The sequence below is a fragment of the Pseudophaeobacter sp. C1-32P7 genome, from assembly GCF_041008775.1.
Classification (GTDB): Bacteria; Pseudomonadota; Alphaproteobacteria; order Rhodobacterales; family Rhodobacteraceae; genus Phycobacter; species Phycobacter gallaeciensis_A.
In genome coordinates this window covers 25,601-42,546 of sequence record NZ_JAXGFR010000022.1, presented here as the reverse complement: position 1 = coordinate 42,546, position 16,946 = coordinate 25,601, and the positions used below count along the sequence as shown (strand labels likewise).

14 protein-coding genes are annotated in these 16,946 nt (G+C 62.3%); 5 read left to right on the top strand and 9 right to left on the bottom strand.

What is annotated here, in order from left to right:
- Positions 1–37: 37 nt before the first annotated feature.
- From SM763_RS21035 to SM763_RS21015, 5 genes are all read right to left on the bottom strand, one after another.
- Positions 38–1,147 carry a hypothetical protein gene (locus SM763_RS21035; protein ID WP_368999631.1) on the bottom strand — a complete coding sequence of 370 codons (1,110 nt, stop codon included), beginning with the start codon at positions 1,145–1,147 and terminating at the stop codon, positions 38–40.
- Between the two features lie 15 nt (positions 1,148–1,162).
- Positions 1,163–2,359 carry a hypothetical protein gene (locus SM763_RS21030; RefSeq protein WP_368999630.1) on the bottom strand — a complete coding sequence of 399 codons (1,197 nt, stop codon included), beginning with the start codon at positions 2,357–2,359 and terminating at the stop codon, positions 1,163–1,165.
- Positions 2,360–2,415: 56 nt separating this feature from the next.
- The gene (locus tag SM763_RS21025; protein ID WP_368999629.1) at positions 2,416–4,260 is read right to left on the bottom strand and encodes a glycosyltransferase; all 1,845 of its coding nucleotides are present in this window, start codon (positions 4,258–4,260) and stop codon (positions 2,416–2,418) included.
- Positions 4,261–4,416: 156 nt separating this feature from the next.
- The gene (locus SM763_RS21020; protein WP_368999628.1) at positions 4,417–5,070 is read right to left on the bottom strand and encodes an ABC transporter ATP-binding protein; all 654 of its coding nucleotides are present in this window, start codon (positions 5,068–5,070) and stop codon (positions 4,417–4,419) included.
- 23 nt (positions 5,071–5,093) lie between these two features.
- Entirely contained in the window at positions 5,094–6,485 is a 1,392-nt protein-coding gene (locus SM763_RS21015; protein WP_368999627.1) for a KpsE/RkpR family capsule polysaccharide export protein, read from the bottom strand.
- A gap of 92 nt (positions 6,486–6,577) precedes the next feature.
- Here SM763_RS21015 and SM763_RS21010 point away from each other — a divergent pair, with 92 nt between their 5' ends.
- Complete coding sequence (locus SM763_RS21010; protein WP_368999626.1) at positions 6,578–7,420, top strand: ABC transporter permease; 843 nt, start codon at positions 6,578–6,580, stop codon at positions 7,418–7,420.
- Positions 7,421–7,458: 38 nt separating this feature from the next.
- On the opposite strand, the gene SM763_RS21005 is transcribed toward SM763_RS21010, so the two are convergent.
- Positions 7,459–8,484: a glycosyltransferase family 2 protein gene (locus tag SM763_RS21005; RefSeq protein WP_368999625.1), complete on the bottom strand. Its 1,026-nt coding sequence runs from the start codon at positions 8,482–8,484 to the stop codon at positions 7,459–7,461.
- Positions 8,485–8,666: 182 nt separating this feature from the next.
- Between SM763_RS21005 and SM763_RS21000 the strand changes: the two genes are divergently transcribed.
- Both SM763_RS21000 and SM763_RS20995 read left to right on the top strand, forming a co-directional pair.
- On the top strand, positions 8,667–9,668 hold the full coding sequence (locus tag SM763_RS21000; protein ID WP_368999639.1) for an NAD-dependent epimerase/dehydratase family protein: 1,002 nt from the start codon (positions 8,667–8,669) through the stop codon (positions 9,666–9,668).
- Positions 9,669–9,813: 145 nt separating this feature from the next.
- Entirely contained in the window at positions 9,814–11,118 is a 1,305-nt protein-coding gene (locus SM763_RS20995; protein WP_116560410.1) for a UDP-glucose dehydrogenase family protein, read from the top strand.
- A gap of 126 nt (positions 11,119–11,244) precedes the next feature.
- On the opposite strand, the gene SM763_RS20990 is transcribed toward SM763_RS20995, so the two are convergent.
- The gene (locus SM763_RS20990; RefSeq protein ID WP_368999624.1) at positions 11,245–12,354 is read right to left on the bottom strand and encodes a ParB/RepB/Spo0J family partition protein; all 1,110 of its coding nucleotides are present in this window, start codon (positions 12,352–12,354) and stop codon (positions 11,245–11,247) included.
- A gap of 51 nt (positions 12,355–12,405) precedes the next feature.
- Positions 12,406–13,821 carry an AAA family ATPase gene (locus SM763_RS20985; protein WP_368981826.1) on the bottom strand — a complete coding sequence of 472 codons (1,416 nt, stop codon included), beginning with the start codon at positions 13,819–13,821 and terminating at the stop codon, positions 12,406–12,408.
- 63 nt (positions 13,822–13,884) lie between these two features.
- Between SM763_RS20985 and SM763_RS20980 the strand changes: the two genes are divergently transcribed.
- Both SM763_RS20980 and SM763_RS20975 read left to right on the top strand, forming a co-directional pair.
- On the top strand, positions 13,885–14,166 hold the full coding sequence (locus tag SM763_RS20980; RefSeq protein WP_368999623.1) for a hypothetical protein: 282 nt from the start codon (positions 13,885–13,887) through the stop codon (positions 14,164–14,166).
- A gap of 192 nt (positions 14,167–14,358) precedes the next feature.
- Complete coding sequence (locus SM763_RS20975) at positions 14,359–15,372, top strand: replication initiator protein A (RefSeq protein ID WP_274834139.1); 1,014 nt, start codon at positions 14,359–14,361, stop codon at positions 15,370–15,372.
- 113 nt (positions 15,373–15,485) lie between these two features.
- On the opposite strand, the gene SM763_RS20970 is transcribed toward SM763_RS20975, so the two are convergent.
- Complete coding sequence (locus tag SM763_RS20970) at positions 15,486–16,733, bottom strand: glycosyltransferase family 4 protein (RefSeq protein ID WP_368999622.1); 1,248 nt, start codon at positions 16,731–16,733, stop codon at positions 15,486–15,488.
- Positions 16,734–16,946: the final 213 nt, after the last annotated feature.

Below are 16,946 nucleotides of genomic sequence, written 5' to 3'. Positions count from 1 at the left end.
AGCTAGGCGTCCCGGCAGGGGCCATCCAGCAGGAAGGTTAGCCTCGCCCCCCTGTCGACCCTCTGTTTCCGTTCTGTCTGTAAGCCGCTTTCATCTTCTTCTGAAACTGCTCCGGGGTATGCAGCGCCAAGGCAGAGAGCGCGCCGGACAGAGCCTCGACCCCCAGCAGTGTCTCTGTGTCAAAGTAATCTGCAGCACTGAAGGATTGTTTCTTCCCGCTCAGTTTCTGCGGCGCCGCCTGCAAGGCCTCCGTCATTGGTGTCCCTGTGAAGAAGGCTGCGTCCAGTGCTGCCGCATCCTCTTGATAGCGATCAATGACCTTTCCAATCAGGCTCCGGGGAATATGCAGGCGGCCAGTCTCTTTGCCGATACCTGTTCTCTTGATTTCCTGCGTCACGGCCTGGCTAAGTGCGGTCAGGGCCCGCCGCATAAGCTTTCTGTCGATCTCCCGCCTGGCGGCCTCGGATCGAAACACGTGATGCACATGCTGCAAAAGCGCGATCTGTCCCACTGTCAGCGCCGGGTTGTCGACTGTCTTACCCTGCAGTTCCGTGCCTTCTTCTCCTGTGAGAAAGTGAAAAAAATCGGCCGAAATATCTTCACGGAACAGCTCCTGGCGGACAAAAGGGCGCAGCTCGAAGCGATCGCCAAAGGTATCCCTCCATTCCAGGAACCGGGGCGTATAATCCAGCGTACCCCGTGCGGACATCCGGTTGAAGAAACCCCGAAGCCCGCCTTTTACCATCCCAAATTTTATCTGTTCCGAAAACGCGGACAACAGCTTTTCCGCATGAGGGCGAACATAGGAGATCAGACGGATTTTATGCTCATACCCAGGGAGTGTCTCCTGGATCACCTGTTGCAGGTGCCTCGGAGAGGCAAACTGGAAATGCTCCGCCGAAACCACAGCAAAATCTGCATCACTGCTCTCCAGCGCCTGATGCAGTTTCCTGAAACGTCTCGTGTTTCCGGCTTTTTTCTCTTTCCGGTACAACCCTTGGGCTAGGTAGTTGTGATTAAGGTGCCGCCCCGGGTACGATAGCTGCTGTGCGCCCGGCAGGGTGTAGGACCCGGACCGCAACACGCCTTGCAGCGTCGTGGAGCCCGTTTTCGTGTCCCCCAGGTGAATAATCAGTTCCTTGACCATAAAACGGCTTTCTCATTACGCTGTCTTGTCCGGAGTGGTCCACCCACCAGCCAACCCCGACAAAAATGTTTCTACGGCCTCATCTTCACGCCAGCTCTCACGCCAGGCCTTGCGGGCCTCGATCTGTTCCAGTGCGATGCGGGCCGCCTCCAGTTCCGGCAGCGGGTCCAGCTCCAGAACGGCTTCCAGATCGTCAAAAAAGCCCTCCTGGCCCATCACCTCGCCCAGCCAGGTATCAATCGGGCGGAACCGTTCCAGCAGCCGGGCGCGGTTCTCCGCCCCGAAGAGTTCCACAGAATGACTGGGTGGCAGGTTCAATTTCGGTGCCAGCGCGCGCAGGCTGTGGCGCAGCTCTGCCGCCTGAGGCTGGGGCAGCTCCACATTGGCGCGGCGGATAATCTCATAGATTCCGCGGTGAATAGAGTCGTTCTCGCGCCGCTCCGGGGCCAATCCCTTGGGCAGCTCTAGCCCCGTCTGGGTAATGAAATCATTCACTGACCCGCCATTCGCACGAACATCGGCATAATCGCGCAGGATAACGCGGGCCTCGGGCAGCACCTTCAGCCAGCCTTCAATCATAAGGCGATAATTGAAATGAATCCCCATGCCGTAGCTGTCGACCCCACCCTCGCGCAGGGGTTCCAGCTTGTGACCGAACTTCAGCCGCTGTCCGTGCCAGGAGGCCAGATATTCATCAATCCGGCGCAGGGTCGCCACGACGGTGAACTCCGCCCCTGGAAAATGTTCGACCAGCTGCTCGATCAGCTTGGGTGAGGCTGCATTGAAATTGGCAAAGACCTCGGCCGCGAGGATCACCGTATGCGGCTGGGAAAAGCGGATCTGCTGGCGGATGGCATGCAGCATCTGCGATAGGGCTGGCAGGCGTTTGTGATAGGCAGGCACCACGCCGTTCTTCTGCGCCGCCAGCATCCGGAAGGCCAGCGCATTATGCGGCTCGCGCACATTGATCGGCAGAGGCCCTTCGGGCTGCACATGCCCGGCCGCCGTCGCAGCCATATGCGCCATGCCTTCGAAATCCACGTAAGGATAAAGGATCCCCGCCCGCGACAGGGCGGCGGCATTGCGCGACAGGTAGTCCTGCAGCGATGTCGATCCCACCTTGTGATGGCCGATGAACAGGATCACCTTGAGCGGCGCCTGAGCGGTGGGCGTCAGGGTCCCAGACATCCCACTGGCAGGGAGGGCTTTCATCTCGGCAATCCCCCCCTGCCCCGGGGCGATGCGGCGAAGCAGTCGTTTAATCGATTTCACTCGGCGGCGTCCTGCTGAATCTTTGTCACGGGCGTCAGGCCCAACTTGCTGTGCCAGTAGTCCTCACTGGTCAGATCGTCATAACGCTCTCGGTAGCTAGCCGCCAGCCGATCATAGTCTTTCAGGAAAGCGCGGGCGTTGCGGATGAAGCGGCGAATCTGATGCCAGGCGACCGCTTTGGAATGGCGCACGGTGTAAAATTTGTCCTGACCGGCGTTCAGCACGGTGATCTCCGAGGCGCCCCAGACATAGCCGATATGGCCCCTATGCGGCGCCTCCAGGGTGATCTTGCGCCCCAGACGGGTAAAGCCGGGGATCAGAAGCCCGTTCAGCGTCAGCTTCATCGCCAGGCGCGCTGCCCAGCTTGGCGGTTTTTGGCGCACCGGCGCCAGCGGCCTGTGCGGATCCAGCGCCTGCCAGGCCTCGTCTTCGGTCAGCGCCTTCAGATCGGCACGGCGGGTGGCCATATCGGCGTTCTGGTCGAAGAACTCCGGCCCCTGCATCACGTCCTCGACCGCCAGGTTGATGGCCGCCAACGTGTCGTAATGCATCCGCGGCAGGTTGCGCAGGAAGAACCATGCGGCGATCTTCAGAACACCCTTGGCCCCCACGTCCAGCATCGGCAGGCTCATGTGGTGGGCCATATGGCTGCGCAGGTCCAAGTACCAGGTCTGCGGGCTTTCCTTCTCGGTAAAGCTTTCCTGGAAGGAAACCACCCCGTTGAGGGTGAGAATGTTGAAATCATTGGCCAGCGAGAAACTGACATCATCGCCGCGCACGAAGAACGGAAAGGCAAGGTGCCGGGCCGCGTCCACCGGGAAGGCGAAATACCACCAGCCGCCATAAAAGGTATTCGGCACCGGCCGGGTGGCCAGGTTTTCCATCGCGATCATCTCGCTCTTGTTGCGCAGATCGGTGCCCATGTGCTGCGGCAGGCAGCGGGTGTGAAAGAGAGCGCCGTTTTCCCAAATCGCCCAGCGGTGCTGTTCGCTGATCATCGCCCCGGCAATGGCGGTTTTGGGATCCGTGGCATAGGCCAGCAGCATCCAGGTGCGCTCCAGGCTTTCCATGTGGATCGAGGCATCGTCATCCATGAACAGGCAATGGGACGCCCCACGCGCTCGGGCCTCCAGCAGCCCCCGGGTAAAGCCGCCTGCCCCGCCCAGGTTTTCATTGGGCACGATGCTGACGCCTTCGGGGGGATCCAGATCGACCGTTCGCCCGTTGTCGGTGACGATCATCTGCACGTGGTCCTTCATCCAGGACTGCTCCCGGAAGGCGGCGAACCGCTTGACCGTGCGCGCCACCTCGGCTTCGCGTCGGAAGGTGGTGACCGCCAGCGCCAGCTGCGGCTGGCGTTTCGGCGCATCCTGCGTCTGCCAGGCAGCCCCGACCAGATGTCCCGGTCCCATCGCCCGCAGCGCGAAATAGAGCACACCCTCGGCGCAGCCCTGTTGCAGCAGATGCGACAGATCCACCCGCAGTCGGCCCTCTTCGGCCGCGTCTTCCGAAAGAGTCACATACTCGCAGCTCACCAGGTCCCAGGACCGGTTGGACGGCGCCAGGAAAACCGAAAGTTCGAAATCCCCTGCGCCTTCAAGGGTCAGGACCAGCGAGCTCAGATCGCATTCGCGCTGCCATTTTTCCAGATTGAACAGGTTGAACCAGGTGGCAAAAGAGGCTTCTCCGCCGGTGGCAAAATGTATGTCATGCCGGGTATCAGACAGCGCCACTGCGCCCTCGGTACACACGTATAGTTCCCGCTCGGTGCAGATGCCGAACTCGGGCCACATCAGCGCCTGCAACGTAGTGAACGTTGCGACCTGCGCCTCATCTTTCATCACTGGAACTCCCCTGCACCCATACGCCTTTGCCTGCTGTCTGCTCCTTACTGGAGTAGGCTGCAAAAGTACAATTCATCTTTCCCCGGAAGGGTGCTTTCCGGCCGCAAAGCGCCCGAGATTGAAGCCGCCCGGCTCTGGAGCAGCGGCCTTTGCTCAGGACAGCATCGCTTCATGAACCGCGATAGCTTCTTCCAGATCGTCGAAATACTGCATCCGGCCATGTTCCAGCACGACGCCGGCATCACAGAACTTGCGCACCTGCCCCATCGAGTGGTTGACCATGATGGCGCTGGAGTGTTGCAGCCGGTCGGCAAAGACCTTGCGGCTCTTGCGCCGGAAAGACCGGTCCCCCACCGAGGTCACCTCGTCCACCAGGTAGGTGTCAAAGTGGATCCCCATCGAGGCCCCGAAGGTCAGCCGCGAACGCATCCCCGAAGAATAGCTGCGCATCGGCATGTGGTAGAATTTGCCCAACTCGGCAAAATCCTCGACAAAGGCGACCAGATCCTCGGTATCCACCCCGTAAATTCGGGCGATGAAGCGGACGTTCTCTGCCCCTGTAAGCTCCCGGTGAAAGGAAGCCCCCAACCCGACCGGCCAGGACATGGTGCCATCGGACACCACCCGGCCGTGATCCGGACGCATGGTGCCGGCGATGATCTGCAGCAGGGTGGATTTGCCCGCGCCGTTGCGCCCCAAGAGCGCCAGGGAGCGGCCCGTGGGCAGGGTGAGGTTGAGATTGTCGATGACAATCTTGCGCTCGCCCCGCAACCAGAAGCTCTTGGTCAGATTTTCAAAGCGGATCATGCTCTTATGCTCCCCGGCCCGCCTCAGCTGCGGTCCCGGATCGAATAGTAGATCAGCGCCAAGATCGACCAGGTCAAGAGCAGGAACAACCCGGCCAGCCCCGCCAGCATGGGACGGTCGGGATATTCAGATTCCTGAGCCTGGGTCGGCTTGATATAGGTGGCCAGATAGCGGCTTTGCCGGGTGGCCTCATCCCGGGCCACCTCCAGCGCGGTGAGCGCCGCCCGGTAGGTTTCCTCGGCATATTGCAGATCCACCGTGAGACGTTCGAATTCCGAGATCAGCGAAGGGTAATCCTCCCCCACAGCGCCGGTATCGGTATTGCTCGAGGCAAAGGTCTGCCGCTCGATATCGATACGATCACGGATCACGTCGATATGCTGCTGCGCCTTTTTCAGACGCGGGTCCCCCTCCCCCACGGTGCCGCGCAACAGGTCGTATTCGATCAGCGCTGCCGCCAGTTGCTGCTGCAGGTTGTTCATCACTCCCATGCGGCCCTGGATATCCGCCGCCGGATCCACGATCCGGGTGCGGGTGCGGAATTGGGTCAGCGCCTCGCGCGCGCCTTTCAGCCGCTCCAGCGCCTCGTCCAGGTCCTCACGGGCATAGCGCATGGCATCCTCGCGCGCCTGCTCGTTCAGCGCATTTATGCGGGTCTGGCTGACAGAGACGATGGCGCGAGTAATGGCCTGGGCTGTTTCGGGATCAAAGGCCGTCGCCTGCACCTCGATCAACCCCGAACCGCTGTCATAGGAAATGCCGACGATGCGCTGCCAGTACCAGATCATCTGTTCCAGCGTGGCATCGGGCCAGAGCGAAAACACCCAGTCGTCAGGCCAGTGCTGGCTGTAATGGGGCCGCAGTGGCACCGTCTTGTCCACCGATTCCACCATTTCCTGGCTCTGGATGAATTCATAAAGGATATCACTGTCCGAAGCTGTGCTGTTGCCTGCGAAATTGGCCAAACCGCCCAGGATATCGGTGGCGCCGCCGCTTTCCTGGCTGCGCACGGTAAAGCCGGCGGTGGAGATATACTGATCCTCGGCCACTGCCCAGAGATAGAAGACCGCTGCGGCCAGCGGCGCCAGCACCATCAGCACGAAACTGGCCACCAGCCCCCAGTGGCGGCGGCGCATCTGCGCCGGGCGCGCCATGGGATAGGCCGGTGTCTCGGCTACCTGCCGCTGCGCCGCCTCAAGCGCGGCTTCGGCGGCTTTGACCTTCTGGCGCAGCTTCTTGAGCTTCTTACGCCCCCCACCGCCACCGCGCCTGTTTCCCGGCGTGTCCTCCTGACTGGCCGTGTTTTCCTGCACCTGAGGGAGATGTTCGATGTTACTGGTTGCCTCTTCGGCTGTAGCAACGCCTTTGCCCACCTGCCCGCTCTGCAGCTTCTTCACTCGACGTTCCTGTGCCATGATCCGCCTGTCCAGCTTTTCGCCGTTTGAATTTGACTTTTATCTCTTTCATAGTATCGCCTGCAGACAGGCTATTCACAACACAGATATTCATGGCAGATCCTATGACCTCTCAGCCCCCGACAGCCGCGCCGCGGATCGCCCCGGCGCAGCGTCCCCGGGGGCGTTCTCACCGCTTTGCCAGCCTGCGAACAATCGCGGCGTTGGTGCTGCGGGAAATGTCGACCCGCTACGGGCGCACCCCAGGTGGCTATATCTGGAGCATTCTGGAACCCCTGGCCGCCATCCTGTTTCTCAGCATCGGCTTCTCCCTGGTGATCCGCACCCCGTCTCTCGGCACCAGTTTCTTGCTGTTCTATGCAACCGGTTTTCTACCCTTCAACCTCTATCAGACCATCAGCGGCACCACCGCCCGGGCGCTCAACTTCTCCAAGCCCCTGCTGAAATACCCGGCTGTCACCTGGATCGACGCCATTCTGGCCCGCTTCATCCTCAACAGCCTGACTGGCCTGCTTATCTCGTTCATTCTGATCGGCAGCGTGCTGCTGATCGCAGACAGCCGCGCCGTGGTCGATATGGGGCCCACACTGGAAGCTCTGGGGCTGGCCATGTTGCTCGGGCTAGGCGTGGGTACGGTGAATTGCGTGTTGCTGGGGCTTTACCCCCTGTGGGACGTGGCCTGGTCGATCATCACCCGACCGCTGTTCCTGGCATCCGGCATCCTTTATGTGTTTGAGGATCTTCCCCCCGTGGCGCGAGATGTTCTATGGTACAATCCGCTGCTGCACATCACCGGGCTGATGCGCAGCGGGTTTTACCCCACTTATACGGCCTCATTTGTCAGCGTGATTTATGTTCTGCTTATCAGCATGATCCTGCTGGTGCTCGGTCTGATCCTGATGGGACGCTATCACCGGGTCATCCTGAATCGCTGATCCGCAACCGAACCTTGCGCGCGGTTTGCGCTCGCGCCCTACCCCTTTGTGCTGGCCATCTCCAGCACCTCGGCATGGGGCACATGGGTGCGCCGCCTCAGCCCGTCCAGCACCGCCCGGCCCATAAGCCGCAGAAAGGCGCGCCGTTCGCCCTGATGGGCGCGCACCTTTGAAAGCCATTTGGGCAGGATCACCAGCATCACCGGCCAGAACCAGATCCCCGCCGCCATCCGGTACAGAAGAAGCAGGTTGCGGTGATAATAATAGACCTTCCACAGGGGAATGAAGCGGCCGCGCTGCGCCTGCTCTTCCCCCGCCTTGGGCACAAAGGTCGTCAGGTCGTGCTCGAACCGCACGCCGGGCTCAAAGCCGATGCGGCCGCCCGATTTGGTCAGCCCCAGAGTATAAAGCCCGTCATCGCCATAGATGAAAAGATCGGGATCCGGATAGCCGATGCGCCGCACCGCATCCGCCGAGATAAAGAATCCCACGAAGGAGGTCACGTCGATCTGCATCCCCTGCCCTTCATAATCGGCAGGCTGCACGTGAAAGCCCGAACGCCCACCGCCAAAGAGCGTGCGCAGAAATTCGCGGCTGTGCCAGAAGGGATTGCGCGAGGGGCGGTTCATCTCGCAGATGCCGCCGGTGGGGAAATAGACCGCCGCCGCCACCCCATCCCAGGCGCGCGCCGGATCGTCATGGGCGGGCAGGGCGTGAAACGCCGCCAAGGCGCCCGGCGCCGGACGACCATCGTCATCCATCACCACCAGCCAGTCGGGCGCGTGCGCCTCCATCGCGCGGCGCATGCCACGCTCAAAGCCGCCTGCCCCGCCGCGGTTGGTCTCGCTCACCTGAATGTCCAGCCGCGGATCGTCCAATGTCGCCAGCCAGTCACTCGTGCCATCGGTCGAGGCATTGTCCACCACCACCAGCGCCGCCAGCTCTTCGGCCGGGCTTTGCAGCAGCCGAGCGATGGTGTCCTTCAGCTTGTCGAGACGATTATAGGTCACCACCACCGCCACTAGGCGGCGGGGGGACGGGCTGGGATCTGTCTGTGCGCTCACGAAAATCTGCTCCCCGGCCTGTTCTGCTCGTCTGTGTGGTCGTTTTTGCGTTGTGGGAGCGCAAAACTCATAAATCCAGCCTCATGTCAAACCCCAAGGGCTGCCCCGCGCCGCCGCCTGCCCCGCAGAAGGACGCAGGATAGGGTTTGACAGGACCGCCGGAAGCGGCCACCAAGCATGTCATGCGCACTGCTCTTGTCACCGGATCGGCCGGCTTCATCGGCTATCACCTTGCGGCCCGCCTGCTGGCCGCGGGCTGGCAGGTCGTCGGGCTGGATTGCATGTCGCCCTATTACGATGTCGCCCTGAAGGAGCGCCGCCACGCGATGCTGGCGGAAAGCCCGGCCTTCACCCCGGTGATCGGCAAGCTGGAAGACCCCGGGCGCCTGGTGGAACTCTTTGCCCGCCACCGCCCCGATGCGGTCATTCACCTGGCCGCCCAGGCCGGGGTGCGTCATTCTATCGATGCGCCGCGCGACTACCTCGAGGCCAACCTGATCGGCACCTTCGAACTCTTGGAGGCTGCCCGCGCCCACCCGCCTGCGCATCTTCTGATGGCCTCCACCTCTTCGGTCTATGGCGCCAACACGGAAATGCCCTTTGACGAGCGGCAAAAGGCGGACACACCGATGTCCTTTTATGCCGCCACCAAGAAGGCGGGCGAGGCGATGGGCCATTCCTATGCGCATCTTTACGCGCTGCCGATCACCATGTTCCGGTTCTTCACCGTCTATGGCCCCTGGGGCCGGCCCGACATGGCGCTGTTCAAATTCACCAAGGCGATGCTCGCGGATGAGCCGATCGAGGTCTATAACCGCGGCCGCATGAGCCGCGATTTCACCTATATCGACGATCTGGTCACCGGCATCACCGGGCTGATCGAGGCGGTGCCAGGCAATGCTCCGGTGGGGCCGCAGGACAGCCTCAGCCCCGTCGCGCCCTTCCGGGTCGTGAATATCGGCGCCAGCCAGCCCACCCCGCTGATGGACTATATCGCCGCCCTGGAAGAGGCGCTGGGACAGCCCGCGCAGAAGATCCTGAAGGAGATGCAGGCCGGCGACGTGCCCGCGACATGGGCTGACACATCGCTGCTGAGCGCCCTCACCGGGTACCGGGCAGAGGTCGATGTCAGGACCGGCGTTGCCCGTTTCGTGGATTGGTACCGGGGTTATTACAGCGCCTGATGCCGTAACGCGGTGACACCAGCAGGAGCCGTCAAATGTTTCGCGCGCGAAACATTTGAGCACGGGCGCCCCCAGCCCCATTGCGCCCAGCCTGCGCTTTCTTCAAAGTTGCAGAACGACATAGCATCAGAACAGGGGACACCCCATGCGTATTGCGATGATTGGCACTGGCTACGTGGGACTGGTGTCCGGCGTCTGTTTCTCCGATTTCGGCCATGACGTAATCTGCGTCGACAAGGACGCCGCCAAGATCGCCCGGCTGAAGGCGGGCGAGGTGCCGATCTACGAACCGGGCCTGGATACGCTGATGGAAAAGAACGTCGCCGCCGGGCGGCTGGAGTTCAGCGACGATCTGGCCGCCGCCGTGGATGGCGCCGAGGCGGTGTTTATCGCCGTCGGCACCCCGACCCGGCGCGGCGATGGCCACGCGGATCTGACCTATGTGATGGCCGCCGCCGAAGAGATCGCCGCGGCGCTGACCGGCTATGCGGTGGTGGTGACCAAATCCACCGTGCCGGTGGGCACCAACCGGCAGGTGCAAGAGGTGATCGCCAGCGCCAATCCGGATGCGGACTTCGATGTGGCCTCCAACCCTGAATTCCTGCGCGAAGGCGCGGCGATCGAGGATTTCATGAAGCCCGACCGGGTGGTGGTCGGCGTCGAAAGCGCCCACGCCGCCGAGGTCATGAGCGAGATCTACCGCCCCCTTTACCTGCGCGATTTTCCGATCCTGACCACCGATCTGGAAAGCGCCGAGATGATCAAATACGCCGCCAATGCCTTTCTGGCGACCAAGATCACCTTCATGAATGAAATCGCCGGGCTTTGCGAAAAGGTGGGCGCTGATGTCAAAGAGGTCTCGCGCGGGGTCGGTCTGGACGGGCGGATCGGCAACAAGTTCCTGCATGCCGGCCCCGGCTATGGCGGCTCCTGCTTCCCGAAAGACACCGCCGCGCTGGCGCGCATCGGCCAGGACCATTCCTTTCCGATGCGGATCACCGAGACGGTGATGCGGGTCAATGACGAGGTGAAGGCGCGCATGGTGGAAAAGCTGCGCGATGCCTGCGGAGGCTCTTTCAACGGCAAGACGGTGACAGTACTGGGTGTCACCTTCAAACCCAATACCGACGACATGCGCGAAGCCCCCAGCCTGACCATCGTGCCCGCCATGGTGGGCGGCGGCGCCCATGTGCGGGTGATCGACCCGCAGGGCCGCGCCGAGGGCGAGGCCCTGCTGCCCGGCGTCGACTGGCTCGAGGACCCCTATGAGGCGGCAGAGGGCGCCGATCTGGTGGTGCTCCTGACCGAATGGAACGAGTTCCGCGCGCTTGATCTGAAGGCTCTGGCCGCCAGGATGGCCTATCCGCGGATGGCGGATCTGCGCAATGTTTATTCCGCCCGGGCCGCCGAACGGGCCGGATTCTCCCAGTATATCGCGGTGGGCCGCTGAGCCTGCCTCCGCTTCCAACAGGTCCCAAATGTTTCGCGCGCGAAACATTTGGACACGCTGCAGAGTCTACAAAAAGACCCTAAACCGGGGTTTAGGGTCGAATTCGTTCTGATTGCAGCCTTGGATTCAGCGGTGTTTCAGCCAGTCCAGCAGCGCCGCCATCAGCTCTGCATCGACAGCATCGCCGGTCAACTCAATCCGGTTCTGTCCAGGCGTGAAGCCCAGCCGCACACCCGCAGCAGCCTGAACCGAGATCCGCTCGGATCCCTCGGTACCGGGGGTGCGCACACGCGGGCGGGCAGGGGCCTCGGGCGTCGCAGTTTTCGTCTCTAAAGCGACGTTTAGAGACGCATCAGCCTTTGCCGTTTCGACCTCAGATCCGTCCTGTGTCTCGGCCAGAACCCGGTTCAGGATCTCCAACTCATCCGCTCCAGACTCGCGCGGCGCCGCCTGAAGGGCAGCACGCAGGCGCTCTGCAAAACCTTCGTCCTCGCCCATGGCGCGCACCAGTGACAGGCCCAGCTTCTCGCTGATGGCGGTGGGATAGAACAGCACTGCATCCAGCTCCTCGACCAGGGTCACGAAGCTGCGGATCTTGGAGCGTTTGGCGCGGGGTACATTAGCAAAGAGACTCTGAAGTGCCTTTTTCAGAGTCGGAAACACCTCTTCCTTCATCGCCCGCACCGCGATCCGCGCGCGTTCGTAATGGGAGAGGTTCACCCGGATTTCGTTTTCCTCGACCATGGCGATATAGGCATCCTGCGCCGTCTCCGGGCGGATGATCAGCGCCTTCACCGTGGCGTATTTCGGGTCTGAAGTCTCGGCGTAGAGCCTGCGCAGGGCGCCAAGGCGGCGCCAGCCCGAGATCAGGCCATGACTGCGGCCATCGGGGCGGGGTTCCAGCGGCACCAGTTCGACCGGGGTCTGCTGGCCACGGGCGCGCAGGGATTCGACGAGGGCATCCATTTCCTCGGCGTCCTGTTCGATCCGGTCGCGCACCAGATGGGTTTCGTCGATGGCCGACAGCGGCACCTCTTCGATCATCAGCCCCTTGCTGCGGGCGTTTTCCAGCACGTCGGACAATTCCTGCAAGGCCGCTTGCGAAGCGGTTTCCGACGCCACCTGCGCGATCGGCGCCGCCCCCACGGCCATCGGACCGCCAAGGGCGGATTTGCTTTCCGGGGCGCCGGAAAGATAGCTGCTCTGTGCCGGCATCAACCGTTTGCGTTTTGCCATCTGCCTGTCTCCTTTGGGCGCGCAGTCTGCGCCATCATCCCTGCCGGGGCCTTACTCGGCCGCGCTCTGCATCTGCACCTCGGCGCGGCGCCAGCAGCCGATCAGCAGCCGTTTGAAGGCGGCGTAGGTTTCGTCGAATGTTTCGCGACCGCGCGCATAGGTCTCGCGGTTGAAATCGCGGTAATCGGCCTCGTAGATGCCGGAGACCTGTTCGCCGGCCTGACCGATCAGCGCGGTGTAATCCTGTTTATGCGGAGAGAGCACCGGCCCCATATAGGCCTGCATCAGCCCGGCCAGCTCGCCCTGCTGCGCGCTGTCGTAGCGGGTGATTACAGCGCGCACCGCATCCCATTCAAAGCCCATCTCGGGTCGGCCCAGGGCGCGGGCGGCGAGGTTCTCGCCCTCCTCGATACTGGCAAAGGTGGAATGCAGCATGTCAAAGAAGCGCCCCGTCGAGTCGAACTCCAGAAAGGACGCTCCCATGGGCACCAGCAGGATATCCGCCGCTGACAGCCCGTTGATGGTGAGATAGCCAAGAGCGGGGGGCGTATCGATAAAGATCACATCGTACTGGTCCAGCACCCCGTCGGCCTCCAGCCGGTCGGTGAGCGCATCCCAGAGCTTCCAGGAGCGCGCCGCCATGCGCCAGACCGGGATCTGGAATTCGGCCCAGTAGAGGTTCAGCTGGGCGCCGATGAGATCGATATTGGGCCAGTGGGTGCTCTGGATGACATCCGCCGCCGTCATGTCCATCGCCGCGGTCAGCGCATCGTCCATCGGCTGGGGCGCCTCGCCCCGGTCCAGGCGGCGCTGGTTCTCGCTGCGCAGGTGTTCGCCATAGTGGCGCGCCAAGAGCGGAAAGGCGGTCTGCCATTCATCCTCGACCCGGCCGCCGAAGATCGAGGTCATCGAGCCCTGGCTATCGAGATCGATGACCAGCACCTTGTAGCCATCCAGCGCCGCCGACATCGCCAGATGCGCCGCGGTGGAGGTCTTGCCGACACCGCCCTTGAAGTTGGCCACGGCGACCATCTTGGCCGGCAGGCCCTTGGGGCGGTAGGGGATGTAATCCTTGGCCTTGGATCCTTGCGCCGCGAAATGCGCCCGCAGGACCAGCACCTCGTCGAGGGTGAACCACTTGGCGCCGCCCTCGGTTTCCGAACGCCCCTGCGGCAGCTCCGGGTTGGCCTTCAGCACCCGGCGGAAATGGGCCTGGGCGACGGGGATCAGGTAGCGGGTGATTTCCCAGGTGGAGAACAGGCGCAGGGTTTTGCGCCCTTCCTCATCCAATCCCCGGCTGGCCAGATCGGCCCGGCCCCGGGCGCAGCCTTCGGCGATTCCGGCAAAGCCTGCCGTGCTGGTGGGCGCCTCCAGCTCGGCCAGGGCCGCGTCGGGATCAATGTTGAAATAGGGGGGCAGGGCGCTGTCTTTTCGCCCGGTTTCTTTCCTGTGGATATCTCGTGCCATGGATTGCTGCCGGTTTCTTTGCTGCTGCGCTGCGCCCTTCTGGAAAGAGTACAGCCCTCTTGGATGAAACGCCTGATGTGCGCTCTTTTTGGCAAGATAGCAGAAAACAGAGCACATGGAAGAAATATGCGCACCTCTTTTGCTTTTTCTAAGCAAATCCGTCTGTTGCAGCGGTGGAAAGCCGTGGTTTTGGAGGCGTTGGGCCAGGCTGAAAATTTTTCTGCCCTGTTATTTATGAGTTATATAATAGTTACGGGAAGAAGCCCGGTGCTGCAAAGCCCTTTTTTCATTGGCGATTGGGCGTGTTTTTCTGGAAGCAGTGACTCTGAAACCCCGTTCATATGACTCCGAACCCCCGATGTTCCGATTCCGGAACCCCGTTGCGGCGGTATGTGGATAACTTTAGGGTGAGCGTAATCAAAACCACGAAAAACGAGTCACCCCGGAGGGCGCAATGATCGCCCTGAAAACCGGGGGGCCAGGCAGAGCGACAGGGCAGGGATCATGGCAGCTGTGGGCACAGCAGGCGGAACGGGTATGCAGGCTCCCGTGGCGCAGACATCGGAGCAGGGGGCGTTCTTCCTCTGCGATATTTTCGATGCGATCCCCAAGAACGACCTCGCCTCGATGGAGCATCCGCTGTTCTCGCTGGGCACCCGGCCGGACCGGCGCATTCTCAACTATGAACACAACGGCGCCGAGATTACCGTGACCCCCAGCGTCAAGGGGCTGGCGACGATCCACGACAAGGACATCCTGATCTTCTGCATCAGCCAGCTGATGGCGGCGCTGAACGCCGGACGGCAGGTCAGCCGCACATTGCATCTGAAGGCGCATGATCTGCTGGTGGCGACTAACCGGGAAACCTCGGGCGATGCCTACCGGCGGCTGCGCGAATCCTTTGAACGGCTGGCGGGCACCCGCATCACCACCAATATCGTCACCGGCGGCCAAGAGGTCACCTCGGGTTTTGGCCTGATCGAAAGCTGGGAAATCGTGCGCAAGGCCCGGGGCGGGCGCATGGTCAACGTTGCTGTCACCCTCAGCGAATGGCTGTTTCGGGCGGTGCTGTCGAAATCGGTGCTGACTCTCAGCCGCGATTATTTCCGCCTGCGCAAACCGCTGGAGCGGCGCATCTACGAGCTGACCCGCAAGCATTGCGGCCGCCAGGAAGGCTGGACCATCTCGGTGGACACCTTGCTGAAGAAATCCGGATCGGCCAGCCCGCGCCGGGTGTTCCGCAAGATGATCCGCGATATGATCGAGGCGCAGCCCTTGCCGGATTATGCGATGGAAGAGCTGCCGGGCGATCTGATCCGGTTCAGCCAGAAACACGCGGTGGTCGCCCCGGCGTCCGGTATGGGGATGGGCGCCGCCCCGGTGCTGAAGCCGGAGACGCTGGAGCGCGCCCGCAGCCTGATGCCCGGCGCCGATGTCTATGCGCTGGAGGCCGAGTGGCGCGCCATGTGGCAACGTTCGGGCAGCCCGCGCCTGCGCCAGGCGGATGGGGCTTTCCTGGGCTGGGTGAAAAAACGCGCCCGAGAGGCCTAAAGCAGTCTCTAAAGAGCTTAAAGTCGTCTCTAAACCGGCCCTCAGGAGAGAGGGCCAGTCTCGTCATTTGTCATGGCAGATACCTCCAAATGTTTCGCGCGCGAAACATTTGCTCAGATCCGGATCCGCTTCTCTTCAGGCACCAGCGCGTTGATCTGCGCGATATGTTCCGGCAGGCAGCGGGTCAGGAAATCGTAAGTCTCCACCACATGGGCGCGGGCATTGGGGCCAAGGTGGGCATAAGATCCTGGGTTGGCCACCACATCCACCACCTGTGCCGCCAGCGCGTCGGGGTCGAAGAAGTCCACCAGCATGCCGGTTTCCCCATGGGTGACGGCCTCGCGCACCGGCGCCACATCGGCGGCCACCACCGTGGCCTGCATCGACATCGCCTCCAGCAGCGACCAGCTGAGCACGAAGGGCATGGTCAGATAGATGTGGCAGCGGCTGATGCGGATGATATCGCAGAGGGCATCATAGGGGATGCGGCCAAGGAAATGCACCCGACTCCAGTCGATCTGGCCTTGCAGCTCATCTTCCATCTCGCCGCGCAGGCCTTCCGGGTGTTTGCTTTCGGCGCCATAGGAGGTCTCATTGCCGCCGATCATCAGGACGCGGGCGTTGGGGCGTTCCTTCAGGATCTTCGGCAGGGCGCGCATCATGATGTGAAAGCCGCGGGCGCGCTCCATGTTGCGGGCGACATAGGTGATCACCTCGTCGTCCCGGGTCAGCGGGCGGTCGAGCCGCCCCAGCGAAATCGAGGCCTCGGGGTCGGGCTGCAGCCGGTCGGTGCGGATGCCGTCGTGGCAGACATACATGCGGTCATGGAAGCTTTTGGGGAAGCGGTCGCGCTGCCAGTAGGTGGGAGTATGGCCGAGATCGACGGTGTGGATATTGGTATAGGGCACCGTGTTGCGGGCCTGGGCAAAAAAGCCGGCCTGATCGTTGGGCGGGTTGTCCGGGTCGAACCCCACCAGCCCGCCGGAAGTGCGGTAGAAATATTCGAAGAAGCCGATCATCGGCACATCGGGCCAGACCTCTTTCAGGAAGGTCAGCTCGCCCCAGCCGGTGTGCCCGATGATGATATCGGGGCTCCAGCCGCGGGTGTCTTTCAACTGCCGCGCGGCCAGTGCTGCGCCGATACCGGTGCCGGCCGCGGCCTCCCAGTCCTTGGACAGCCCATAGGCGTCCTTGGCGGGCTGATGATGCGCCTTGTAGGTTACCGTGGTGACGCCGGGCAGCTGGATGTCACTGCGCTGGGTCAGGAAATAGATCTCGTGACCCTCGGGCTGCGCTGCCAGCCAGGTGATCAATTCCCGGTACTGGCCGGGCATGTTCTGATGGACAAAGAGAAATTTCATGGGCGATTTTGACACCGTCTTAGGAATGTTTTTTGCATGCTTGCCCTGCGGGGGCGGCTGGCGCAACCGGATTGCGGCTGAGCGCCCCGGTTCTGTCGTCTCCGTGTCATGAGGTGGTCATGGGCTGGTCATGGGGTTGCCGGTTTTACAGAGCAGAAGGGGCAGGCCCTCCGCGCTGCGGTTGCGGAGGCAGAGCTGAAGGCTGGCCTGATG

What these genes read in the sequence shown, in the direction of transcription:
- SM763_RS21035 (WP_368999631.1), bottom strand. Translation starts at nt 1,147, where the DNA reads ATGGTCAAGGAACTGATTATTCACCTGGGGGACACGAAAACGGGCTCC.
- SM763_RS21030 (WP_368999630.1), bottom strand. Translation starts at nt 2,359, where the DNA reads ATGAAAGCCCTCCCTGCCAGTGGGATGTCTGGGACCCTGACGCCCACC.
- SM763_RS21025 (WP_368999629.1), bottom strand. Translation starts at nt 4,260, where the DNA reads ATGAAAGATGAGGCGCAGGTCGCAACGTTCACTACGTTGCAGGCGCTG.
- SM763_RS21020 (WP_368999628.1), bottom strand. Translation starts at nt 5,070, where the DNA reads ATGATCCGCTTTGAAAATCTGACCAAGAGCTTCTGGTTGCGGGGCGAG.
- SM763_RS21015 (WP_368999627.1), bottom strand. Translation starts at nt 6,485, where the DNA reads ATGGCACAGGAACGTCGAGTGAAGAAGCTGCAGAGCGGGCAGGTGGGC.
- SM763_RS21010 (WP_368999626.1), top strand. Translation starts at nt 6,578, where the DNA reads ATGGCAGATCCTATGACCTCTCAGCCCCCGACAGCCGCGCCGCGGATC.
- SM763_RS21000 (WP_368999639.1), top strand. Translation starts at nt 8,667, where the DNA reads ATGCGCACTGCTCTTGTCACCGGATCGGCCGGCTTCATCGGCTATCAC.
- SM763_RS20995 (WP_116560410.1), top strand. Translation starts at nt 9,814, where the DNA reads ATGCGTATTGCGATGATTGGCACTGGCTACGTGGGACTGGTGTCCGGC.
- SM763_RS20990 (WP_368999624.1), bottom strand. Translation starts at nt 12,354, where the DNA reads ATGGCAAAACGCAAACGGTTGATGCCGGCACAGAGCAGCTATCTTTCC.
- SM763_RS20985 (WP_368981826.1), bottom strand. Translation starts at nt 13,821, where the DNA reads ATGGCACGAGATATCCACAGGAAAGAAACCGGGCGAAAAGACAGCGCC.
- SM763_RS20980 (WP_368999623.1), top strand. Translation starts at nt 13,885, where the DNA reads ATGAAACGCCTGATGTGCGCTCTTTTTGGCAAGATAGCAGAAAACAGA.
- SM763_RS20975 (WP_274834139.1), top strand. Translation starts at nt 14,359, where the DNA reads ATGCAGGCTCCCGTGGCGCAGACATCGGAGCAGGGGGCGTTCTTCCTC.
- SM763_RS20970 (WP_368999622.1), bottom strand. Translation starts at nt 16,733, where the DNA reads ATGAAATTTCTCTTTGTCCATCAGAACATGCCCGGCCAGTACCGGGAA.